The sequence below is a fragment of the bacterium genome (genome assembly GCA_026416715.1).
GTDB lineage: Bacteria > UBP4 > UBA4092 > JAOAEQ01 > JAOAEQ01 > JAOAEQ01.
Genome location: JAOAEQ010000002.1, coordinates 87,081 through 113,186, shown reverse-complemented (window position 1 = coordinate 113,186; position 26,106 = coordinate 87,081). Strand labels below are relative to the sequence as shown.

At 41.4% G+C, this 26,106-nt stretch carries 16 protein-coding genes; 13 read left to right on the top strand and 3 right to left on the bottom strand.

Annotated features, from left to right (window positions below):
- Nucleotides 1–47: 47 nt before the first annotated feature.
- Together N3A72_01470 and glnA are read left to right on the top strand one after the other, a co-directional pair.
- A complete protein-coding gene (locus N3A72_01470) occupies nt 48–1,754 on the top strand; it encodes an NAD+ synthase (protein MCX7918279.1) in 1,707 nt (568 codons plus the stop codon).
- Nucleotides 1,755–2,073: 319 nt separating this feature from the next.
- Nucleotides 2,074–3,489, top strand: a complete 1,416-nt coding sequence (glnA, locus tag N3A72_01465; GenBank protein ID MCX7918278.1) for a type I glutamate--ammonia ligase — start codon at nt 2,074–2,076, stop codon at nt 3,487–3,489.
- A gap of 278 nt (nt 3,490–3,767) precedes the next feature.
- Here glnA and N3A72_01460 read toward each other — a convergent pair whose 3' ends face one another.
- Nucleotides 3,768–4,718, bottom strand: coding sequence for an HD domain-containing protein (locus N3A72_01460; GenBank protein ID MCX7918277.1), 951 nt, complete (start codon nt 4,716–4,718; stop codon nt 3,768–3,770).
- Nucleotides 4,719–5,046: 328 nt separating this feature from the next.
- On the opposite strand from N3A72_01460, the gene N3A72_01455 reads away from it, so the two are divergent.
- Both N3A72_01455 and N3A72_01450 read left to right on the top strand, forming a co-directional pair.
- Nucleotides 5,047–6,492, top strand: a complete 1,446-nt coding sequence (locus tag N3A72_01455; GenBank protein ID MCX7918276.1) for a hypothetical protein — start codon at nt 5,047–5,049, stop codon at nt 6,490–6,492.
- A gap of 299 nt (nt 6,493–6,791) precedes the next feature.
- A complete protein-coding gene (locus N3A72_01450; protein ID MCX7918275.1) occupies nt 6,792–7,721 on the top strand; it encodes an HD domain-containing protein in 930 nt (309 codons plus the stop codon).
- 14 nt (nt 7,722–7,735) lie between these two features.
- Here N3A72_01450 and N3A72_01445 read toward each other — a convergent pair whose 3' ends face one another.
- Nucleotides 7,736–10,567, bottom strand: coding sequence for a glycosyl hydrolase-related protein (locus N3A72_01445; GenBank protein MCX7918274.1), 2,832 nt, complete (start codon nt 10,565–10,567; stop codon nt 7,736–7,738).
- Nucleotides 10,568–10,682: 115 nt separating this feature from the next.
- Between N3A72_01445 and N3A72_01440 the strand changes: the two genes are divergently transcribed.
- Nucleotides 10,683–12,362, top strand: a complete 1,680-nt coding sequence (locus tag N3A72_01440; protein ID MCX7918273.1) for a zinc metalloprotease HtpX — start codon at nt 10,683–10,685, stop codon at nt 12,360–12,362.
- 110 nt (nt 12,363–12,472) lie between these two features.
- Here the strand turns inward: N3A72_01440 and N3A72_01435 are convergent, their stop codons facing one another.
- A complete protein-coding gene (locus tag N3A72_01435) occupies nt 12,473–16,387 on the bottom strand; it encodes an SBBP repeat-containing protein (protein ID MCX7918272.1) in 3,915 nt (1,304 codons plus the stop codon).
- 274 nt (nt 16,388–16,661) lie between these two features.
- Here N3A72_01435 and N3A72_01430 point away from each other — a divergent pair, with 274 nt between their 5' ends.
- The 8 genes from N3A72_01430 (at nt 16,662) to N3A72_01395 (ending at nt 26,021) form a co-directional block, all read left to right on the top strand.
- Nucleotides 16,662–16,904, top strand: a complete 243-nt coding sequence (locus N3A72_01430; GenBank protein MCX7918271.1) for a hydrogenase/urease maturation nickel metallochaperone HypA — start codon at nt 16,662–16,664, stop codon at nt 16,902–16,904.
- Nucleotides 16,905–16,976: 72 nt separating this feature from the next.
- Nucleotides 16,977–19,316, top strand: a complete 2,340-nt coding sequence (gene hypF / locus N3A72_01425; protein MCX7918270.1) for a carbamoyltransferase HypF — start codon at nt 16,977–16,979, stop codon at nt 19,314–19,316.
- Nucleotides 19,317–19,348: 32 nt separating this feature from the next.
- The gene (locus N3A72_01420) at nt 19,349–19,576 is read left to right on the top strand and encodes a HypC/HybG/HupF family hydrogenase formation chaperone (protein MCX7918269.1); all 228 of its coding nucleotides are present in this window, start codon (nt 19,349–19,351) and stop codon (nt 19,574–19,576) included.
- 145 nt (nt 19,577–19,721) lie between these two features.
- Complete coding sequence (gene hypD / locus N3A72_01415; protein ID MCX7918268.1) at nt 19,722–20,822, top strand: hydrogenase formation protein HypD; 1,101 nt, start codon at nt 19,722–19,724, stop codon at nt 20,820–20,822.
- 387 nt (nt 20,823–21,209) lie between these two features.
- Nucleotides 21,210–22,871, top strand: a complete 1,662-nt coding sequence (locus tag N3A72_01410) for a ribonuclease J (protein ID MCX7918267.1) — start codon at nt 21,210–21,212, stop codon at nt 22,869–22,871.
- Nucleotides 22,872–22,961: 90 nt separating this feature from the next.
- Nucleotides 22,962–25,178: a DNA translocase FtsK 4TM domain-containing protein gene (locus N3A72_01405; protein MCX7918266.1), complete on the top strand. Its 2,217-nt coding sequence runs from the start codon at nt 22,962–22,964 to the stop codon at nt 25,176–25,178.
- A 163-nt stretch (nt 25,179–25,341) separates the two neighbouring features.
- Nucleotides 25,342–25,632, top strand: coding sequence for a hypothetical protein (locus N3A72_01400; GenBank protein ID MCX7918265.1), 291 nt, complete (start codon nt 25,342–25,344; stop codon nt 25,630–25,632).
- A gap of 44 nt (nt 25,633–25,676) precedes the next feature.
- Entirely contained in the window at nt 25,677–26,021 is a 345-nt protein-coding gene (locus N3A72_01395; GenBank protein ID MCX7918264.1) for a hypothetical protein, read from the top strand.
- Nucleotides 26,022–26,106 lie beyond the last annotated feature (85 nt).

Here is a 26,106-nt window from a genome sequence, read left to right as displayed (position 1 = left end):
AGTTTCGAATCTTCTTAATTCGTTGCATTCGCTATATTCGATACTCTATGCCTTCAATAAGAGTTGGGTTGGCTCAAATCAATGTTACGGTCGGTGCGTTGTCAGAGAACGCACAAAAAATTATCTCGTGGATTGAACAAGCACAAAACCAGCAGGTAGATTTGTTAGCTTTTCCGGAACTAGCGCTGACCGGATATCCGCCAGAAGATTTATTATTCAAACCGCAGTTTATTGAAGATAATCTCAAATATTTAGATAAAATTGCTTCAACAACCAAAGATTCAATAAGTGTTATTATTGGTTTCGTTGACCGGCAGGATAAGAACATCTATAACGCCGCTGCGGTAATCGCTAACGGCAAGATTGCCGGTCTTTATTATAAGATGCGACTGCCGAACTATGGGGTATTCGATGAGAAACGATATTTCACAGCCGGAAAGCAAAATAAACTATTTCTCATTAACGGAATTAAAGTCGGGTTGGGAATCTGCGAGGATATTTGGTGTGAAGATGGACCCTGGGCGGAACAAGCGGATGCTGGCGCTGAATTGCTCGTTAATATCAACGCTTCACCCTATCATCAGGGAAAACCGAAGCAACGGGCAGAAATGCTTTCTGCCCGAGCGAAAAGTAAACAGGTTTATCTCGTGTATAATAATCTCATCGGCGGACAGGATGAACTTGTATTTGATGGACAAGGACTCATTTTTAATCCGGCAGGGAAACTGATAGCGCGTGGGATAGCGTTTCAAGAAGAAATGCTCATTGCCGATTTGAATATCGGCAATGATGAACCAAAGACTAAGAACCAAGTATCAAATATTGAAACAATTCAAATTTCAACTTCTCTACCAAGTAAAAAGCGAAAACCTATTAAGCCGAAACTCGCCAAGCTGTTGAAGCCGGTTGAAGAAGTATATCAAGCGCTAGTTTGTGGAACTCGGGATTATGTAACTAAAAATGGATTTAAAAGCGTAGTTATCGGTCTTTCCGGCGGGATAGATTCAAGTCTGGTTGCGGTTATTGCCGTTGATGCGCTCGGGAAAAAGAATGTTACTGGCGTGTTTATGCCCTCAAAGTATAGCTCAAAACAAAGCTATATTGATGCGCAGAAACTCGCTTCAAATCTCGGGATTCGGTTCATCCAACTGCCTATCCATCAGCCGTTTGATGCGTTCTTATCGGTTCTTGCCGAACCGTTCAAACATAAGAAACCGGATGTGACTGAAGAGAACTTACAAGCGCGGATTCGCGGGAACCTGCTGATGGCGCTATCGAATAAATTCGGTTGTCTGGTTCTAACCACCGGCAACAAAAGCGAAATGAGTACCGGATACGCTACCTTATACGGCGATATGGCCGGTGGGTTTGCAGTGATTAAAGATGTTCCGAAAACGCTCGTATATGCATTATCGCGCTATCGCAATAAAGTCGCTAAAAAACAGCTTATTCCTAATTCGGTTTTAACGAAAGCGCCGACCGCTGAACTGAAACCAAACCAGAAAGATTCGGATACGCTACCGCCGTATGAGATTCTCGACCCGATTTTGCAAGCGTATATCGAAGAAGATAAAAGTCTAAAGGAAATCATTGCGCTCGGATTTGACTCGGAAACCGTGCGTCGGGTTATTCGCATGGTTGATTTGAGCGAATATAAACGGCGCCAAGCGCCGCCAGGAATTAAAATAACGCAGCGAGCGTTCGGTCGAGACCGGCGGATGCCGATAACCAATAAATATCGAGATACTTTTTGATACTAGATTGTAACCCTATTTTTTATTCAGAAAGTTTTTGGTTAGCAAGAGGACGAGTTTTCAAACAATTTTGTTGTATATCTAACAAAAATGTATTAATATGTGAGGTTTTTATCTAGTTAAAAAAATTTAGGATTAGGCTAAGTATATTGTAACTATAATTTTATCAAATATTTAACCGTTTAACGTATTTGAGTAATATAGTTGGCATTACGATTGCTCTATTATTATACCAATTTAATCTAATAATGCTAGAATTCAGATGAGGTCAATGTGACATTCGGATTTTAGCATTTTTATCTCATTTAAAGGAGGTTCTATGACCCCAAAAGAAGTAATCGAATTAGCTAAGAAGTACGATTTGAAAATGGTAGATTTAAAATTTGTTGATTTACCTGGTCAGATGCAGCATTTCAGTATGCCGATACATAATCTCGATGAATCACTTTTTGAAGACGGCGCCGGATTCGATGGTTCATCAATTCGTGGGTATCAGGAGATTCAGGAAAGCGATATGCTCCTAGTCCCGGACCCGAAAACCGCGATCATTGATCCGGTTTGTGAGGTGCCAACCTTATCAATTATGTGCGATGTTCGCGACCCAATGACCCGCCAGCCATATACTCGCGACCCGCGATATATTGCTAAAAAAGCGGAAAAGTATCTTGAATCTACTGGTATTGCGGATACGAGTTTCTGGGGACCGGAACTAGAATTCTATATTTTTAACGATGTCCGGTTCGACCAGAACCAGTATAGCGGATATTATTTCTTAGATTCAAAAGAAGGCGCTTGGAATTCCGGTCGAGATGAGAAACCGAACCTCGGCTATAAACCGCGGTATAAAGAAGGATATTTCCCGGTTCCACCGACGGATAGTTTGCAGGATTTCCGGTCGAAAGTCGCAATGAAAATGATAGAAGCAGGAATTGATATTGAAGTACATCATCATGAAGTTGGAACTGCTGGTCAGGGAGAATTCGATATGAAATATGATACTCTGGAAGCGATGGCGGATAAAGTGATGATGTATAAATATGTCCTGAAAAACATGGCGATTAAGTCCGGATTAACTGTAACCTTTATGCCGAAACCGATTTTTATGGATAACGGTTCCGGAATGCATGTTCATGTTAGTCTCTGGAAAAAAGGGAAGAATATGTTCTTCAGCCCGAAAGGATATGCGCAATTATCTGAAACCGCATTATATTTTATCGGCGGGTTGCTAAAACATAGCCCGGCGTTGTTAGGATTCTGCGCACCAACTACGAATTCATATCGTCGTCTGGTGCCCGGATATGAAGCGCCGATTAACCTTGTTTATTCACAACGGAACCGGAGCGCTTGCTGTCGTATCCCGATGTATCTACGGAGCGAAAAAGCGAAACGAATTGAGTATCGTTGTCCGGACCCAAGTTCGAACCCCTATCTGGCGATGGCAGCAATTTTGATGGCGGGACTTGATGGCATCCAGCATAAACTCGACCCCGGTCCACCACTGGATAAAGATATTTATAATCTACCACCAGAAGAAAAGCAGAATGTTAAATCTGTTCCCGGGAGTTTGGAAGAAGTACTGAAAGCGCTGGAAAAAGACCATGAATTCTTGCTGAAAGGCGACGTATTCACGAAAGATGTTATCGAGACCTGGCTAGAATATAAATGGAAACATGAAATCGACCCGGTTCGGCTACGGCCACATCCATACGAATTCTATCTCTACTACGATGTATAGAAAGTAAACGCAAATAGCGCAAATTCAGCGAATTATTGTTGTCCTCTCAAAGGCGGTTCTAATATAATGGTTTAGAACCGCCTTTTCTTTTTTGCTTAAGAAGAAGTGACTTGATTTATCAAGCCCACCATCCCACCAAATGAAATCGAACTCATACCCAAACTCCAGACTCCGGAGTTTGCTTTCTCATCCTAATAATATTTATAAAAAAATAAGTGCTGCAATTAGGTATATAATTTAGTTTTTGGCTTTATATGTTCAGGAGAGGTACTTTTCGGTTACAGTTCTTTTTCTTCAGCGAATCCTTCAGAAACCAGAACCTGCCGTAACGCATCTACTACCTGCGGATGGAACTGTTTTCCGGCATTCTTGCTAATTTCTTCATACGCCTGCCAAGGCGCTTTCCCGGCACGATACGGTCGGTCGGTAACAATTGCATCATACGCATCAGCAACCGCGATAACCGCTGCACCGAGCGGGATTTCCTGCATCGTATTCGCATCGAATTGTTTTTCGGTATAATAATATTTATGATGTGCAAGTACTAACGGTACCGCTTCTTTCAATACTCCGGCGACTAGCGATAATAACTGCGCGCCTTTCTCAGTTTGCGTATTAACAGTCTCTTTTTCAGCCGAAGTTAATGTCGCGGCTTTATTAATCAAATCCATACTGATTTCCGTTTTTCCAATGTCGTGAAGTAACGCCGCAGTTCGGATATTTTCCACATCATATTTCGATAATCGCAAAATATGTGCGATATCTTCCGCTAGATGCGCTACGCGAATTGAATGCCCTTTCGTATATCGGTCAGAAGATTCAAGATATTTCGCGAGGATCTCAACGACACCGATATACGCCTGTCGTAGTTCTTGAATTTTCCGTTCTTTTTCTTCATAAAGATATCCCATAGCAGCGCTGGTTAGAATTAAAAAACTCGCCCAAGCAAGTAAACTAACAATAACATACAGGCGCATGCCAGTATCCGCAAAAAATGTCTGCGGGAATAGAACAGCTATCCAAGCAACAACAAGCACGCAGAGTATCGCGGTTAATACCGCAAACCGTTTCCCGAGATGGTAACCAGCAACGATTATTGGTAGATAGAAAAAATTCAGGAACCCGATTTTATAGGGAACAAATACATTAATTAATACCGCACCAAGAAAAATTGAAATAACAAGAATCCGGTCGAAATAACGAGTAATAAAAAGGTTAGTCCGTTCCATATAACGTATCCCTATTAAAAATAGATGACTTTTTGCTTAAGTGAGTATACTATATCAGCAGAAGTTTTGCAATGAGCAAATTCAAATTGTGTATGTGTGAAGACTCAATATACTATGCATAAAGTCCTATAACTCAATCTGGGTTTGATACATTAATCTTTTACATTATAATTATAAAACCATAGAATCGTATGGTAATATTATCTAGATATTATAATTCTAGAATCGGGGATAAACCGGTGGTTGCCATTAGTAATCTATCGTTAATTCTAAACAAAGATTTATGGTTTTAAGCAAATTAATGCTTCGTCTGCGATAATTATTAACTATGAAATTTATTACTTCTAAAAACAGCAGGAACATATTGCAGCAAATATACAAAAAATTAGATTATTCTGAACTAGCTCTGGTTAAAAATCCGGCGTATATTTATGCTCCAGTAGAAATATATCCGTTGGTTCGAAAACGGAAACGAATGTTACCAAAACTTGTTGGCGTGGTTAAGGATATGGATGGAACGACTACGACCACGGAAGCGTTATGTTTGCATTCTTTGGAATGGATGGTTCGGCGGATTACCAACCGCATGGATAAACGTGACTGGCAAGGACTCGACAGGGAGAGAGATTACCCGCACATTATCGGGAATTCGACAACGAAACATATCGAATATCTCATTAAAAGATATAGAACAAAAATTCTACCGGAAGCGTTCCGAAAAGCGTATCTAGAATCCGTTATCTGGACACTCAATTTCGGGAAAGATGAACGTAGACGGAACGAGGTTATCGCTACAGTTTCCGCGTTCGGATTAGATGGACTGTTGCAAGAAAACGAATTACGGTCAATCCTTGCTTGCTATAGAGAATATCAGGACGAACATGCTAGTGCGTCTCGGTATTTAGAAAAAAACGGGTTACCCTCGTCTCTTCTACAGAAGCTCTTGAACAAATACGGTAAGAACCTTGCGTTCACCCGATTTTCCGACCAGGTACGTGCAGCGTTGGATATTTATTATCAGCGATATCACACCATTTTGATGGAAGTTGCTGCTGGTCGAGGAAAAGAATGTGCACGTGCTGTGCTTGAAAATAACCATCAGCGACTTATCGAACCGATGCCGGCAGTAGGAATATTCATTGCGCTGATTAAAGGATGGCTGGGTGAAGATATAGCCCGATTTTATCCCTACCTAGCTACACATATTCTTGCAAAATCACCCCGATGGAAAGAAAAAGAATTGTTTAGGTTCAAATCGCGATTAGCGCAACTCGGTCGGTATTTTGTTCAGCATCCGGTGAAAGTTGCAGTAGTAACCTCTTCTATTGCTTATGAAGCGGATATCGTGTTAACTGAAGTATTTAATGTTATCCGAGAGCAAATAACGGATTGGGAACTACCTGATAAAAAGAAAAAAGAGTTGATTAACCGATTCAGCGATTATCGGGGAGTATATGATAGCTGTATAACCGCAACAGATTCATCAGAAATCCGGCTTAAACCGCATCGGGATTTATATAGTATCGCGTTACATCAACTTGGTATACCGAAATCGGAATATCAATATGTTGTCGGATTTGAAGATAGCGAATCCGGAACGATAGCGATTCGCGCAGCTGGTATTCCAATTTGTGTGGCTGTTCCATTTGCTGAAACTGCCGGCCATGATTTATCCGCTGCAACGTATATCCTTCATGGACAACTACCAGAAGCTATTCTTGCCTATAATTGTTTTTTAACTCCGAAAGTCTTTTATAAAGAGATTCGGGGTTAAAACCCTAAGATTTTCTTATCCATTTTTCTTCGAACTCAAGCTCGGGGGCGCTATCTACTTTTTCCTTGGAAGAGTTAACTCGTATCTACAATATAAAACTTTATTTTGAAAATTCGATATTCGAAATTGTTATACCCTGTAGGAAAATCGCGTCAACCTTGCGAAAATAAAGTAAGGTTTTTTGAAGTAAAAACTCAGGAATTTCCCGATAGACAGATGTTATATAATATGCTACACTACCCTGACTTATATCACAGAATTGTACCGTTGAATGTTAAAAATTCATAGGAGGAGTTTACATGTTAGAGTTAGTCCTCGGTTTTGATGTTTTTAACTTGGATAATCAGAAAATCGCTTCAGCAGGACAACCATTAACTCCGCAGTTTTTTCATGAACTGATGCACAAACGAACGAATAATTCACCGCCGATAACGTTTGCTGATTATCCGCAATATATGGATGATTTATGCGATTTTGTTCTTCAGCCGCCGTACGATCGGATATTTGATACCCCAGAGATATGCCGAAGTATTGCTGACCGGCTAATGCATGCGCGAATTTTCCCAGTGGTAATCCAAACCTTAGATTATTTTAAACAGTATGATTTCTATACTTATCGACATTCATTAATTGTTGCGGCATTAGCGACGCGAATGGCATTTGATATCCAATCATATTATAGCTATTCATTACAAGCGGCATCAGTTGTTCCAGGACATGATATCGGGAAATACTGTATTCCACTTGAAATTTTGCAAAAGCAAGAGTATCTTAACCCACAAGAAATTCGACGGTTACGGGAACATGCGGTTTATGGTTGTATTCTATTGACGTATTATCTCGGCGAGCATGACCCGACCAGTTGCCAGATTGCCTATGAACACCATGAATATATTAATGGTAAAGGCTATCCGCGGGGAATAAAACAGAATAATGAACTCTTACAAGTAGTGACCGTTTGCGATATGTTTGACGCATTAGTATCACCTCGGCCATATCGCAGTGAACAATATACTGTTCGGGGAGCGCTTGAACTGTTATGTGAAGCTGCGTTAACTGGTAAAATAAATTTAAATTGTGTTAAACTGCTGATTTCGTACATGCGTGCAGATAAACCACCGATTGATAAGATTACTATCTCAAAAGAAAAACGGACGAAAGAACCAGAAAATAATAAATATAGTCTAGGCGCAATATTGGTTTCAGCAGAAGGAACGAGCCCATCCTGAAAACTAATCTGATGTTATATAACCAGGTGAACAGATACGACTTTCTTCGGGGAAAGTTTAACTGGTATTCTCCCTTCTTTATCTACCGAGAGTTGACTAATCTTCTGCTCGTTGAAATCGGTTATCATCGCTTGCCGGATAGGTTTCATCAATCCGATGATTCCTTGAACCTCTTTTTCTGTTGGATTATAAATGCGGAGAATAAATCCATCACCGGACTCTGCTTGTTTAAATGCACTTAGAACGGTATGGTTCGGTATGGTTAGAAAACTTAATGAGAGCGGTAATCCATCTGGTTTCCGGTGCATTGCTTTTCCGCATTGCGCAATCCGACTCGGATGGTTGAACTCCATAGCTTCTTGCATGACCCGGTTCTGTTCCCAGGTTCCTTGATGCGGATATATCGCATAACGATATATCTGCTTTCCTAAACATTGCGTTCCCTTCATCTGGTCACGATAATCAACCCCGCCTTCTTCAAGTAACGCTAGTTTTAATGAAAATGAACGGAGCAGGGTTAAGGCAACGGTTCGCTCTTTATCATCAATCACCTCATATTCTTTAATTCCATCATTGATAATCGCTAGACTTCGTTTCGGGCTTGAAAGAACCACGAACTGGTTCTGCGGTTTCTCCCGCATATACGGTTCATTCCAATCGCTATCATCCGGATTGAATATCGGACGTTCAATAACATCAAACTGTCCGTCAGCATAATGTTTATCGGTTTTAATGCCGCTCGGGAACAAAACGCGCAGACGATGATATTCAACCGTATTATCTACCGTGGTTTCTATTTCGACTCGCTTACTTCCTCGGTATAATGTGACCAGCGAAGTGATAGGAACTGGTTTGACCGAAGTACTACGCGCAGTTTGTGTTTCATTTAGTGATTCTGGTAGCATTAATACGAGATTAATGGCAAAGGTAGTTTTCAACGGGCCGGACTCAATGAGAATAATGTCTGCAGTCTGATTCAAAGAAGTATACACTTTATCCGCTTGCGGTGGTTTGGTCACCCACGGTGAACCAGCTTCTCCGCGATCTTCAAAATAATGCAGGTTGGGGAAAACATTTCCCGTCTGCTTATCGGTTATAGTTATCGTTCCGTTATTATTGAGCGCTACTTTCAGAAACTCGTTTTCCATCATATTCGGTTCTGTCGCTAGGGTACCGAAATTCCGTTTTATTGAATCGTTAAGAAGAACCTGGTAAACTTTATATCCACAGGACGGAAGACTACCGGATTGGAAATGGCAGGTAATCCGTTTCGTCGGGAACATCATCGGTGTATCAATCATCGTCTGCAAAACAGGATATCCGGTTTCAATCATTTGCGTTTGTATTGGCATTTTCTGACCGGTCGATAAATCAAGGATATCGATTGATTTCCATTTCCGAGTTCGAGGGATATCAATCGTAGCGGTTAAAAGTTCTTTTCGTTCAAAAGGCAAGGGGTTAAATGCTACGAGCAGTATCGGTTCCTGATTTTCTATGTTACTTTTTTGTATTTTTGTTCTTGTGTTCTTTCGTTCTTTGGTTATTATAGCTGAAGTATCAATTTGTTTCACTATTTGCTGAAATGCGCGAATGAAAACATTCTCAGATATTTCTAACGATTGACGATACCGATACATCATATCTTCATGCACCCGGTCTACACTGCATCCGCCAATCGAGTCATGGCCATGGTTGCCGAGCAGATATTTCCACGATAAATCTAGGAATCTTTTCGGATACTTAGCACCGATTAACGCCGCACAGGATGCAACCGGTTCCGCATAGTTCAGCAGCATCCGTTCTGTTTTCGTATTCATCTGTTTAATGTACATTCGCGCTGAAGTTACATAACCATACAGCACTGATATTGACGGCGTTTTGTATCCATACCGCATCTCACCTTTGATCATCACCAGGTCTTTAACTGCTGATTTTAGTTTGGCGACATATTCCGGTAGATTGCTATGCAGAACAGTATCATTATCTAACGCGTTATTGCAATCATTAATCAATTTCGGTTCTAATGGATGCGGAGCGGAACTATCATGTCCGTTCATCCAAACCAGATATTTGGTTGTGAAGTCATTTTTTTGCATATCGCGCAACTGTTCGCACCATTGTTTTAGGTTCCGTTTATGATACTCAATCGGCTGGTCTAGCAATTCAAAATCTGCATCGATTCCAGCCCAGCGGTCGTTCATCCGAAACGGTAATCCGCCGGAATCCCATTGATATTCTCTGTCCCACGGTTCGCGATTAAACATCGCTCGACGATATACGAAATACCAGAAGTTATACCTTGGCCAAGATGAAAATCGCGATGCTAACACTTTCGTTCCGTCCGCTCCTTCCCAAATAAATTCAGCATACGGCGCTTGTTCATTACTTACTCCACGATAGAATAGAATAGTATCAATTCCGAACCCGGCATAAATCTGCGGCAGTTGTGAGATTTGTCCCCAAGAGAAAGGAGTATATCCAACTTTCATTACGTTCCCGAATTCTGCAGCTAGTTTATGTCCAATTAATAGATTACGGACTAACGATTCGCCGGAAACTAAGAATTGGTCGGGCAAGGTATACCAGGGACCGATAAATAACCGACCGGATTGCACGAGCGATTTAATTCGTTCTTTATTCTCCGGACGAACTAATAAATAATCTTCCAATAGGATAGTTTGCGAATCAAGATGGTAATATTTATAGTCCGGATTTGATTCCATAATATCCAGCAACGAATCAAGCATTTCTACTAGATAAAATCGGGTCTTTTGCAATGAATATCGCCATTCGCGATCCCAATGGGTTTGCGAGATGACATGGAGCTCATATTTCTTTTTCGGCATAGAGAGATTCCTCCTTGACTAGCTAATACTCCGAATAATGATAAGGGATAATGCGGAAAGCGGTCAACCATTTTTAAACTTTTCAAACGTCGTGTTTTCGTGGTAAGATTTGGTTATGTCCTTTACGCATTTGGATATTAAAGAACAGCGGACGAAAAAAACGGTTCTGCTATTTATAGTATTATTTCTTTTTTATTTTGTTGGCTTCTTCATTCTAACAGCCATATTCCAACTCGTTTTTGTGATATACTCCATAGAAGAACGAGAAACTGCATTTCAATTCCGATTTCTATCAATCTTCTTCTGGTCGTTCATATTCGCAATAAGTGCAGCGGTAATCCATTGGTTATTTTCGGTTTCCGATGGAATGACTCGTATTTTAACGGGACTTAAAGCGCAAGAACTAGATACTTCTGACCGATACCATGAACGGATGAAGAATATTATTGAAGAACTTAAAATCGCTACTGGTAGCACTGCAAAAAACATCCGCGGGATGGTGCTGCCGACAGTTGCGGTAAACGCGTTTGCAGTTAGCGATTTTCGCGGGAACGCGGTGCTAGGTGTAACCGAAGGATTACTTGCACGGATGAACCGCCGACAGTTAGAAGCGGTGCTCGCGCATGAAATGGCGCATATCGTTAATAAAGATGCGTTGCTGGTAACTATCGCTTGTTCATTATTTGCGGTATATGCGCAGATATTAACCGCAGTTGAAACTGCAGCGGATGAACTTGGCGACCAGGATAGATATATTTTCCGCATCAATAATCAACGCGGATTCGCACCATTTTTAATCATTCCGGTTCTCTGGCTGATAACCCTCGGGACGATGCTGTTAAACACGCTCATTTCCCGCCAGCGGGAATATCTCGCGGATGCAACCGCAGTCGAGTTAACTCGCGACCCGCTATCGCTTGCTGAAGCGTTATATAAAGTTTCAACTTCATGGCGCGGAATTGGATATACCGACAGTACTCTCTCTCCGATATTCATTCTCCCCGCGGAAGATACAGAGTTAGAATCCAGCGAGAACTGGTTTGCGAATCTCTTTTCAACCCATCCACCGGTATCAAAGCGATTAGAAATTCTGTTAAATCTTGGGAAAGCAGATTTTAGTGTATTCCAACGACAGGTTGGGACTGGGTTTCCCATCCAGCCAGAAAAAGGAGAGATGCCTTCTTCAGTATCGGAGACCACGTGGTGGGTACGAACGGAATCAAACCAATGGCAAGGTCCGTTCACCGCATTACAACTCACTTCGAATCCTTTTATTACTCCAGAAAGCTGGGTTAGTCGGGATAAACAGGGTCAACTAATTAGAGCAGGAACCGACCCCGTATTATCCGACTTATTTAGATTACGATTGGAAGGGAAACTGTTGTCTCCATATCAATGCCCGAAATGCCGACAATCGTTAACGAAAATTGATTATGAAGGAACACAGGTTAACCGATGTCATTTTTGTGGCGGAACACTGGTTGAAGAACAGAATCTATTTCGTATATTTGCGCGAGAAGAGAAACAGTTTTCTGAAGAATTGAAATTGAAAGCAAAAGCATCTACCCGGCAATGGCTATTAAGTCGAGCGGTTAAAACGATGAAATTATCCGACTTAGTCACTGCCGCATTCCCAGCAATCACATGTCCGAAATGTAAAACTGAAATGGTGCGAATGCCGTACACGTTACAATATTTTATTGTTATTGACCGCTGTTATTCCTGCAAATTGATTTGGTTTGATAAGGAAGAATTAGAACTCCTACAGATTCTGGTCGAAAGTCGCGAGAAATAGTTAATAAAGACTCTGCTGACCGCTGAGAATCACTAAAATAAATATTCTCTAAGCATAAACACTGCTGCGCTTATCAGACGATTACCGCATGCAGGCAGCCACTGCTTTTTCTAATCCTGTTTTATTTCAACAGTGTCGAAATAAATCGATTGGGTTGGTTTTCCAGAAGGATTAATCGCAACGAGTTGTAGGGCATTATAATTTGTTGATGGAATATAACCAAACTGGAGTTGCTGCCAGCTGCCCTGATTCCATTTCCCGGGTTGGAGTATAGCGTTAGCGCTTTCGATGATTTTGGTATATCCCGCATCCTGACTATAAACATATACATATATTTTTTGGGTATTAGATTTTGACGTTGCTGCGCTATATACCCAAACCGACGCGAGGGCGCTATTATCCGTATTGAACAAACTGAACAACTGGCTGATTTTCGCTTTTTGTCCTCCGGCTTGGATTCCTTTCAGAACTCCGGTTTGACCACTCCAACCACTAATCCAACTCCAAGTTCCTGCAGAAGTCGCATCGCCATAAATCTGAAAGAGCCATCCGCTGGTGTTAGAAGTGAAACTTGCGTTATTTATGGATATAGTATTCGTTGGTTGCATGGATCCGGCAGTAACCCAAATATCATCGATATATAAACTACCATTTACTCCGCTGGATGGATTGATGCCAACCACCTGTACTCCAGCGAATCCGCTATGTAAATAGAACGAGATTTCTAAATTCCGCCAGATACCTGCTCCGATAAACGCACCTGACCCTGGCGCTAAAACCTGATTTGCGGTTGCAATAATTGAACTATCGCTGGATAACTCCTGCAAATATAAATATACTTTCTGCTGTTTTGAAACATCAGGTATATCTGTTGCGACTTTAACTGTAGCGGTATACCAACCAGTACTAGGAATAGAGAAGAGTTGGGTAAGTTTCCCTTTTTGCCCCGGCGCTTGCTGGAGTTTAAGTACTCCCGGTTGCCCAGAATAATTACTTAACCAAGTTAGTGTTCCCGGCGAACTTGCATCACCGTATTTCTCAAGATACCATTTTGAAATATCACTACTTATGGTAAATGCGCCATAACTATTGATAAATCCTGGCAAAACCGCGGTATCAATCCCGACGGCATAAATCTGCGCAATGGTTATATCCGATAAAGTTGCCGTAACGGTATTTTGAGTTCGATTCACTGATTGCGGTTCAGCGAGTTTCTCCCAGGTTCCTAAATCTGTCCGCCATCGGTAGAGTCGCAGTTGCGGTTCGTAACCATTAAGCACATCGTTCGTAAACTGTCCGTTCGGATCAGTATAGTCCTTATATTCCATAGTTAGTTTCGCTGAAGTAGTTATGGTTCCTAGCGTGATGATTTTAAGTATCGCATGATTTGGCCAGTCATAGGTTTCACCAGCGCCAACTTGTGTTAATATTACCGTCGTACCAGAATATGCAGTTGTATAATTCGTTAAAACTAATTTATGTTTGGTATACATTCCGGCCGTTCCGATTGTTATCGTAACGGATGTACCTGCAGTAAAATAGAGTATATCATCATTTTTTTCTACCCAACTTGAGGTTAGAGTAGATAACTTTTCAAAGTTAAAACTTTCTGTCTCTTCAGCTAAAACTGCGTCGAATCCGAAATAATCTTTGAATGCTGGTGCCGGCAGGACAACCGCGGTTTTTGCGCCTACCGTTGGAATAGCGATATTTGCATAGACAATAGTTGTATTCGCAGCAAAATCAAAATTGCCGGTAGCATCAACCATATTCATTCGATTAATTTTTATTGCAACGGTTTTATTTACGGTGTCAATTACTTGTAAACCAACCGTCTGTGGAATCTGTATCCATTTTTGCTGAGTATCTTTCCATTGATGAATGCGCATTCCCTGCTCGAGATATCCCAATTCTCGGCGGATATCCGCATCTTTATATTCAATAACTACCGTTGCCGGTTTACTGGAGTCGAATGATAACGTTGCGGGACTAAACGATACCGCTGATAAATATCCAAAATTATTGCCGGGCTTTCCGGCAGTAATGGTTGTATTCGTTGGTAATGACCCGGCGGGGATAACCAGTTTATGTTTCTGATAATAATCATTGATAGTAGTAGCCACATTTGCCATTCCACCATTTGCCGCTATTATCGCTGTTACTTTATTACTCACTGCATTTAATATATCTACGCCAGAATCATTTATACCTAGAATTCCGCCATCAACCGCGTCGGTGCCGCCGATATCTTCAATCGCATTCTGTGGCATTGTTGCCGATATATCTATACCGGATGGTGCACCAGCGGTAACCGTGTTCATCGAAAATATGCCATTAATCTGCAATTTCGCTCCTAAACCGAGGGTTATTATAACTTGGGTATCGTTTGCAGTATTAACCGAAACCGTTGCTCCGGAACCCAAGCTATCTCCAGCAACCGGTAGATAAAAACTTGATGTCGATGCGGTATTAACCCGCATCCGATTATCGAATTGTAATGTAATCGTATCCCCTTGGTCAACTAGACTGTTGTTATTAATATCGCTATAAATCGCTCGGTCTATACTCGNAACCACACTTACTTTAATAGCATATACATCGCCAAGTCCGGTGTAGGTTGTATCATACGCACCATTTGTAGTTGGAAAATCCGTTGAACTTGTTGGTCCAGCGATATATGCGTTTCCGTATTTATCAAGTCCAATGCCAAGTCCGATTTCTACCTCATTACCACTTCCGCCAATGAATGTTGAATAAACTAATGCGGTTCCATCGGTATTGAGTTTACTAAGGATAATATCAGAAGTGCCGCCGTTATAAGTTCTATCATACGCATCAACGGTAGTCGGAAAATTCAGTCCAGCAGTATACCCGGTGATATAAGCATTTTCTTGATTATCGAGCGCTAAACCCCAACCCTGTTCATCATTCGTTCCGCCGAGATAGGTTGAATAAAACACAGTTGAAACCGAAGCATTTAATTTGGTGACAAAAATATCTGCAACTCCATTGAAGGTTACATCAAACGACCCTTGCTTGGTTGGGAAATCAACGGATTGTGTCATTCCGACGAGATAGATATTTCCGCTATTTGCTACCCGAACATTAAACGCTGCATCATACTCTGTTCCGCCGAGATAGGTTGACCGAAGCAATGAAGAACCAGTCGGATTCAGGATACTCAAGCATCCATCGCCGCCACCGCCGTTATATGACCGGTCAATCGCTTCACTGGTAGTCGGATAATTCGAAGAATTAGTTGCGCCAGCAATATACGCGTTTCCAACGGTATCAAGCGTTATAGCGTATCCAGCTTCATTACCGGTTCCGCCGATAAATGTCGAATAACTCAATGCAGTCCCACTATTATTCAGTTTGGTAACAAAAATATCCATATTCCCGTTATGCGTCTGGTCATAGGCGCCAGCCGTTGTTGGGAAATTCGTTGATTTCGTTACGCCAGTTACATACGCATTTCCGGCATTATCTACTGCGATACCCCAACTGTGGTCGCTATTATTTCCGCCAAGATAAGTTGAATATACTAATGCAGAACCTGACGGATTTAGCTTACTTACGAACGCGTCATCATTTCCCGGCGGATTATTTATTGAGATATCATACGATCCAGCGATAGTCGGAAAATTAACAGAATATGTTGCGCCGGTAATATATGCGTTGCCAGCGGTATCGATGGCAATCGCATAGCCATAATCATCCTGACTTCCGCCGAGATAGGTTGCGTAAAGTAATGCGGTTCCGCTCGGATTGAGTTTGACTACAAAAACATCACTCGTTCCCGGGAGACTATTAAACGTTTGGTCATACGCACCGCTCGTGGTTGGAAAATCGTTCGAATAAGTATCTCCAGTAATATATACATTCCCATCAGGGTCAACCGTCATCGCCCAGGCATAATCATAATTCGTTCCACCGATATAAGTCCCATACATTAATTCACTTGCTGAAGCGAAACTTATGAAAGAAAAAAGAATGAGAACGGTTTGCAGTTTCCGATAAAGCATAAACTATAATCTCCTTTATAAATCAATTCCCTGAATTTTGAACTTTAATGAGACACGAGTGATGTAATATCACTATGTAACTATATGCCTATTTAGAGAAGATTGTCAAGTAAATAATAAGCGATATCTAGGTATCGGTTCCAGTGTACCATTAAAATCCGGAAATGTCTGATTTTATGTATGTTGCAAGTTTGAATCATTCATGGTTTGCTGAATATGGTATAATATCTAAAGAATTATTGGATACATTTTTAATTTTTATATATTAACGTTTATGCATGAGTTTGGAATAGCAGAGAATATTTTAAAAACGGCACTTGCAGAAGCAGAAAAACATCAGGCGAAAAAAATAGCGGCTATCTATGTTACCCTCGGGCAACTAAACTATCTGAAACCAGAAACCTTGCAAGGAGCATTCGAAATCGTAGCGAAAGAAACGATTGCTGCAACCGCAAACATAGTTGTTACCGAAGTGCCAGGAACCGAAATCACCATCACCAACCTGGATATTGAATAGAAGCTAACTGCAATTAGCGCTCATTTTATTTGCATTTCTGCACAACCGAGCGTCTTCGCGGTTTGTTTTTTTATGAATAGACGTTCCCGTATCGTTCTCCAAGGCGTGGTTCAGGGAGTCGGTTACCGCCCGTTTATTCATCGGTTAGCAATTAAACATGGGGTTGCCGGTTGGGTGATGAACACCACGCAAGGGCTGGTTATTGAAGCGGAAGGTTCAGCGGAATCGCTTACGGCATTTATTAAAGAAGCTACTACCACTCATCCGCCGTTAGCCCATATTGAACGATTTACGATTACCGATTTGCCACAATTAGGTGAAACCGAGTTTATCGTTCGTCCGAGCGAAAAAGCGGATGATAAACTTGTTCATATCCCAGCGGATATCTGCGTCTGTGATGATTGTGTTGCGGAACTCCTTAATCCTGCCGACCGAAGATATCGCTATCCGTTTATTAACTGCGTCAATTGCGGTGCTCGATTCACTATCATCCGTGATATCCCGTATGACCGCAAGCAGACAACCATGCAGAAGTTTCAAATGTGTTCACGTTGTGAAGCAGAATATCACAATCTCCATCATCGAAGATATCATACGCAACCGAACTGTTGTCCCGAGTGTGGTCCTCATTATACCCTCCTAGATAAAACTGGTAAGAAGATTGCTACTTCTGATGCGATTATTATGACGATTCAACGCTTGAAACAAGGAGAAATCATTGCGGTTAAAGGAATCGGCGGATTCCATCTGGTTTGCGACGCAACGAATGATACTGCGGTTCGACAGTTACGTGCTCGAAAAAAACGAGAAGCAAAACCGTTTGCGATAATGAGCGGAGATATACCGACTATTCGGCGATATTGCGAAATATCTCCGGCAGAAGAACAATTATTATCCAGTGTGCAGCGGCCGATAGTGTTATTGAGGAAAAAGAAAAAAGTTAATTTTATTTCCGAAGCAGTAGCTCCAAACAATAATTATTTCGGTGTGATGCTACCCTATGCACCGTTACATCATCTCTTATTTCAGGATAATAATTTTATTGCGTTGGTTATGACCAGCGGGAATATCAGCGATGAACCGATTGTTATTGAGAATAAAGTTGCACTAAAAACCTTTGTTGACATGGTAGATGGTTATCTTGTACATAATCGTGATATCTATCATCGCTGCGATGATTCGATTGCGATGGTGGTCAATCGGAAGCCGATTGTTTTGCGTCGCGCTCGTGGATATGCTCCGATACCCATCCGGTTAGCGACACCAATGCCAGAGATTCTCGGTTGTGGTGCGGAATTGAAGAATACCTTCTGTTTGACTAAAGGCGAATTTGCGTTTATCAGTCAACATATCGGCGATTTGAAATCCGCTGAAACGTTTGTGTTCTATCAGGAGACAATAGCTCGGTTTGAAAAATTATTCCGGATTAAACCACAGGTTATTGCCTTCGATTTACATCCGGATTATTTATCTACCCAATTTGCAGTCGAAAAAATCGCTAGCCAGACTCAACGAATGCAAGGGGTTCAGGTTCAACATCACCATGCACATATCGCTAGTGTCATTGCTGAAAACCAAGTAGATGAGAAAGTTATTGGCATTGCGATGGATGGTACCGGATACGGCACCGATGGCAATATCTGGGGTTGCGAATTTTTGCTCGCTGATGAACGGGAGTTCGACCGGATAGCGCATCTTGAATATATCCCGTTACCCGGCGGAGATGTTGCTGCTGCAGAAAACTGGCGGATGGCATTAAGTTATCTCTATGCTATCTACGGAAATGACATAGCGAATCTTGATATTCCGCTTGTGAAAGCAATGGATGAAGATAAACTTCAACTTATAATTCGGATAATCGAAAAGAAAATCAATGCACCGTTATGTTCCAGCGCAGGACGATTATTTGATGCGGTAAGTGCGCTGATAGGGATACGATTGACTGCAACTTATGAAGCGCAACCTGCGATAGAACTTGAAATGGCTGTTGATGAAAACGTTCCTGAACAATATTCATATAGAATAAACGAACAAGAAAATCAATTGATGATTAGTTGCAGGCCAATGTTCGAAGAAATCGTTACTGAACTCAAACAACGAGTTCCAACTTCGGTCATTGCGGCGAAGTTCCATAATACGGTCGTTGCGTTTGCCGTCGATATCGCGCAACGAATTCGAAACCAAACCGGATTGAATTCGGTCGCGTTAAGTGGCGGAACGTTCCAAAATCGGATTATAGTATCTCGATTAATCGAACGATTGCAAGAATTAAAGTTTAAGGTGTATACGCATCAGCAAATGCCACCGAACGACGCTTGCGTTTCATTCGGTCAAGTGGTTGTTGCTAATGCTCAAATCAATCAAGAAAGAACAAAGGAAGGTGAAAACGAAAGAACAATACGGATGTTTTGAATTTAAGTTCTTCCGTTCTTACGTTTTTCCGTATGTGTTTAGGTATTCCGGGGAAAATAATTAAAATTGAAGGGTTAACTGCAATAGTTGATATTGGTGGAGTCCTCCGTCCGGTATCGCTGCAATTGGTTGAAAATGTTACGGTTGGCGATTACGTGCTTCTCCATTCTGGGTTCGCTATCCAAAAAATGGATGAACAGGATGCGAAAGAAACCTTAACTCTACTTCGGCAACTTGCAGAACTTGAACCCAATACATAGGGTAAACTAAATCCAAGTTAATTCACAATCAGGATCGAATTCAAAGCGAGGCGGAACCAGTGTGCCTTTAACCCACACTGGTTCCGCGCCAGTATCAATTCGCGTGCGACAGTATAATTTAACTCTATAAAAACCAAGTTCCTGTATGAAATTTACCGATGAATTTCGGAATAGAACAATCGCAAAAGGGATTTTAGCGCAAATTGCCCGCTATTCTCAGCAAATTGGGAAACCAATTCAGTTAATGGAAGTTTGCGGAACACATACCGTTACGATATTTAAATTTGGAATTCGAGACCTATTACCGAAGAATATCAAACTTCTCTCTGGTCCAGGCTGTCCAGTCTGTGTTACCACGCAGCAAGATATTGATACTGCGATTTCGTTAACTGAACTCGAATCAATTATTTTTACGACCTTCGGAGATATGCTCCGCGTTCCCGGGACGAATTCATCGTTGCAAGAGCAAAAAGCTAACGGTAAGGATGTTCGCGTTGTGTATTCCTGTTTAGATGCATTAGAAATCGCTAAAAATAATCCGGAGAAGAAAGTAATCTTTTTCGCGGTCGGATTTGAGACAACGTCGCCAACGGTAGCTGCTACGCTCCAGCTAGCTGCACAGAGTAAGATTAATAATTTTTTCATTTATCCGGCACATAAACTTATTCCTCCGGCGATGCGGGCTCTGCTCGAATCGGGAGAAGTGAATATAAACGGATTCATCTGTCCGGGGCATGTGAGCGCCGTTATCGGCGCTAAACCATATCAATTTATCCCAGAACAATATCGAGTCGGCTGCGTTATTGCGGGATTCGAACCGTTAGATATTCTGCAGGCGATTGTAATGTTACTCCATCAGATTGTTGACCAGAATCCATGCGTTGAAATTCAATATCAGCGTGTGGTTAAACCAGAAGGAAATCCGAAAGCGCGTCAGATGTTATATGAAGTTTTCGAGCCAGCGGATACCACTTGGCGCGGGTTGGGAACGATTCCTAATAGCGGATTGAACTTAACCAAACCATATTTACGGTTTAATATTTTAGAAACAGTACCTAATATTCGTCTGTCATCTGCCGTCCATCGTTCTTCGCCATGTCGCTGCGGTGAAGTACTTCGTGGAATAATCACCCCGCCGGAATGCGCGTTATTCCGAAAAAAATGTACTCCAGACAACCCGATTGGACCGTGTATGGTTTCGAGCGAAGGAACCTGTGCGGCATATTATAAGTATAAGAGAAACTGAAAAAAACAGAGAAACGGAAAAATCAATTGCGATAGACGTGAGTTTCTTGCAAAACACGCAATCCGATCAAAATGAATGCAGGTCACTTTGATTTTCTGCAATAGGAGCTATTCATTGCAAAATCCATTTATTTTCAGATGGAGTATATCTTGCTCTATTTTGGAATTTGAAAACAACATAGAAACGATAACTTCATTCGAAAATGCTGTCTGTATATTCAGCTAACAAACAGGGTTCGCTTTTTTTGTTTCCTATGCTATAATCATTAGTGATATCTAGGTAAAATGAGTTAAATGGTACAATCACCAATCTATTATATAAGAACGAAAGAACAAAAAATTATCTAGATAGTTTGAAACAGAAAAATTTGTTAGTTTAATTTACGTTATGGAATCTTCTTCAATTCGGTTCATTCCGCTAGGTGGATTAGGCGAAATCGGAATGAATATGATGGTATTCGAATCCGCAAACGATATCATTGTAATCGATTGTGGTGTGATGTTTCCGGAAGAAGAGACCCCCGGCGTAGATTTAATCATTCCGGAAATAACCTATCTGCTAGAACGAAAAGATAAACTTCGTGGAATTATTCTTACTCATGGGCATGAAGACCACGTCGGTGCGTTACCATTTTTCTTACAGCAACTTAATGTTCCGCTTTATGGAACGCGATTGACTCTTGGGCTGATTGAACCGAAACTGCGGGAATTCGATTTACTTGACCAAACACAACGGAACATCGTTAAACCACGCGACCAGATTATTCTCGGTGATTTTCGCATTGAGTTTATCCGGGTGACGCATAGTATCGTTGATGGTGTCGGATTAGGGATTCATACTCCAATAGGAACCATTGTGCACAGTGGCGATTTTAAAATTGACCCAACTCCGGTTGATGGCGAGTTAATGGATTTGCATAAGTTTACTGAGTTAGGTGAACAAGGAGTACTCTTATTATTATCTGATAGTACTAACGTTGAACGGGAAGGATATACCCTGTCCGAAAAAGATATTGGCGATACTCTCGATACGATTTTTGCTCAAGCGAAAGGTAGAATTATCGCGGCAACCTTCTCCAGCAATATCCATCGAGTACAGCAGATTATTGATAAAGCATATAAATATGGCCGGTCAGTAGCAGTAACTGGGAAAAGTATGACCAGTAATGTTCGTATCGCTGCTGACCTTGGGTATTTATCTATTCCGGAAAATACTTTCGTTCAATTTGGAGATATCCAACGGATTCAGCCGGATAAAACGGTGATAATAACTACTGGCAGTCAAGGGGAACCGATGTCAGTTCTGGCGCGACTTGCGATGAATGAACATAAACAGATTAAAATTAATCCTGGGGATACGGTAATCATTTCCGCTCGGGTTATTCCGGGAAATGAAAAATCTATCGCCCGAACAATAAATCATTTATTCCGACGTGGTGCCGAAGTATATTATGAACGGGTTTCAGAAATCCATGTTTCTGGTCATGCTTCGCAAGAAGAACAGAAACTCATGCTCAATATGGTTCGACCGAAATATTTCATTCCAGTTCATGGTGAGTATCGCCATTTATTTTATCATGTTCAACTAGCACAACAGATTGGAATCCCCGCCAACCATACCCTCATTGTTGAAGATGGTGATATAATTGAATTAACCCCGAATTCAATTCGGAAAGTCGGAGAGACCTCAGCGAACCGCGTTTTCGTTGATGGGAAAGGGGTTGGTGATGTCGGAGATACGGTGTTACGTGACCGATTGCATCTGGCATCCGACGGAATGTTCATTATCGTAATCGGCATCAATCGGTTAACTGGCGAACTGGTTGCGGAACCAGAAATTGTCAGTCGTGGATTCGTATTTATGGAAGAAGCCGGCGATTTAATTGCTGAATCCCAAGAATTGGTTAAACAAATTCTGGCTGAAATTCCAAAAGAAAGTAAAACAGAATGGGCAATAGTTAAAAGTGAAGTGACGACTGGGATTCGCCGATTCTTATATAAGCGAATAGAACGACGGCCAATGATTTTACCGGTTATAATCGAATTATAAATAAACATATGCAGACGGATCAAGCCACGGCTCGATGCGGATAAACTCGTCCGTTTATATCCGATACCATCCGTCTGGATCGATTGGGTAATGAAGTTTTTCCCTGAATTAGAAAAGAAAACTAAAAATGAAATTGTCGGTATAATCTTGTTTTTCTGTGCGTTGATTATTCTATTAAGTCTGGCAACGTATGATTTGCAATACAATTGGATTGGGCTCATTGGTGATTTCATTTCTCGGTTGCTCTTTTTTATTTTTGGAAATTATGTTGCGTTCGTTATTCCGATATTGTTATTCCTTTGGGGTGTAAGTAAGTTCAAACAAGCAGAACAGCCGACGAATATAACCGGTAAACTTATCGGTGGAATTTTGGTTATCATTTCATTATGCACGTTATTAAGTTTACCCTATGCGGGAGTATCTGATAACCTGTATCAGAAACAGAAAAATTTTGATAATGGCGGCATAATCGGAGCATTTATCACCTCTGGATATCCTTATTCTTTGCAGATAACCCGTTTGTTTGGGACGATTGGCGCGTATCTCCTTGCTAGTATGATTTTAGTAATTGGTACCATATTAAGTACCGAATTTTTATTCTCTGAATATGTGGTTCTTGCGAAAAATAAACTGCAAACTGCGTATCTGCAATGGCGGGAGAAACGAAAAGCGTATAAATCTGCTCACCCGTTAATCAAACCAACTCTGCAACCGCAGACAACCACTCCTCCGTCTCCACCGCAAGTTTCACCACCACCTAAAATAACCGTTGTTGGTCAGGATAAATCGGCAAAGAAAGGAGTTAAACCGGAAAAACCGATACCTGCTGAAAAACCGGCTAGTAAAGATGGATACCAACTTCCACCGATTGATTTGTTACAACTTCCGACCGGAGAAGAAGAATCGCGAATTCAAGAAGAAATCCTGCAAGAATCGAAAAATCTCGAGGATACCTTACTCAATTTCGGAATTGAAGCGAAAGTGGTTGAAGTGAGTCGCGGTCCGGTCGTTACCCGATACGAGTTACAGCCGGCACCCGGAGTTAAAATCAGCAGTATTACCAGTTTACAGAATGATATTTCGCTCGCTATGAAAGCGCATCATATTCGCATTGTTGCACCGATACCGGGGAAAGCGGCAGTCGGTATCGAGATTCCGAATCGGACTACAACCCCCGTTCTTTTACGCGAAATATTAGATTCTGAAGCGTTCCGAAAATGCAATTCGAAACTTGCGTTAGCGCTCGGGAAAACGATTGACGGTGAACCGTATGTAGCGGATTTAGCGAAAATGCCACATTTACTCGTTGCCGGAACCACTGGTTCCGGGAAAAGTGTATGTATCAACGCAATGATTGCTAGCATTCTCTATAACGCTACGCCAGATGAAGTGAAGTTTATTATGATTGACCCGAAACGAGTTGAACTCTCAATGTTCAGCGAGATTCCGCATTTGTTAACTCCAGTAGTCACGGAAGCCAAAAAAGCATGTCTGGCATTAAAATGGGCGGTACGTGAAATGGAACGAAGATACAATCTTTTTGCGGATGTTGGAGTTCGGGATATAACCGGATACAATGCACTGTATGAACGACAGAAATCATTGGATAAAAATGCGCCAGATTTATTACTCCAACAGCCAATGGAAAAACTCCCCCTAATCGTTATCATCATCGACGAATTAGCAGATTTAATGATGGTCGCGCGAACCGATAATGAAGATTTATTAACTCGATTAGCCCAGATGGCACGTGCGGTCGGAATTCATCTAGTACTGGCAACACAACGGCCTTCGGTAGATGTTATTACCGGTTTGATTAAAGCGAATTTCCCATCGCGCATAGCGTTTCAGGTTTCAACAAAAATTGATTCGAGAACCATTCTCGATGGTTCCGGTGCAGAAGCGTTACTCGGTCGCGGCGATATGCTTTTTTCTCCTGGCGGAACGCCAAAACCGTATCGACTTCAAGGTTCGTTCATTTCAGATGCTGAAATGGAAAAGCTGACTGAATTCATTCGGAATCAGCGGGGTCCAGACTATGCGATTACATCATTTAGCGACCTTGTAGCAGAAGAAACAGAAGAAAAAGAAGGAGTAAATGGCATTTCGGATGCACTCTACGAAGAAGCAGTCCGTATTGTTCGGAAAACACGACAGGCATCTGCGTCAATGTTACAGACTCAACTTGGAATCGGTTACCCTCGAGCACGAAAGTTGATCGAACAAATGGAACGCGACGGTATTGTTGGTCCGATGCGGGGAAGCAAACCGCGCGAAATTTTGCTACCATTTGATGATGGATCATAAAACTCGTTAAATAAACAATCGGATAGATAGATTATATTAGAAAAAGCAAGGATAACAAACAGAACGAGATGACTTGTTTAGCTGATATAACTACCTTTGTAATGTAACCATGTAACTATATAACTCGATTTGAATCGAATTTTTGGTTTTTTCCCATAGTCTTATGTTAATATATCTATGCGATAGTTGCGGTGAAGAGATAAAACAAAGTGGAACTCGATATACTTTTAAAGCGGAATTATATGCGGCGAAAACACCAGTCGTGTTCACTGAAGAAGACCGACATCGGGATTTTCGAAAAGAGATTGAACAATTGATCCAGCAGATGGAAACGATGAATCCTGAAGAGCTGAACGACGAAGTCTATATTCATTATCAGTTTGATTTATGTAAATCTTGTCGGGATAAACTATATCAGCGGTTTAAATCCGCCCAACCATTATCCTTAAGATAACGATCTCAACTATTTTAAGATATGGTAATGAGAGGAGGTAAATTATGGCATTACGTATCAAACGAAATCCTTGTCAGGTAAATATAGTTATACCAGATTATCGAATTCAAGGAACGATACACCTCCACCCGATGATGCGGTTTAGCGATTTTATGAACGCGGCCCCGGAATTTATTCCGATTACCGATGCAAAAATATTTGCGATTAGCGACGACCGATTAATCTCAGAGCCGAAATTATTAGAAATTCGACGCGACCAGATTATTTTCATCTATCCCCTAGAAGCGGTTCCCGTTTTAGAAGAACTGGAAGAGGTCGCTGAAGTAAAAGAAGATTTTCCGGATAAATCGCTGGAATCAATGTATATTGATTTAACTAAGAAACAGTAAATTCTACGTCGAATTTTAAATTTAGCATTTTACATTGTAAGTTTGCATTGCTAATCTAACCTCAATGTATCATCGCGGGTTGTAT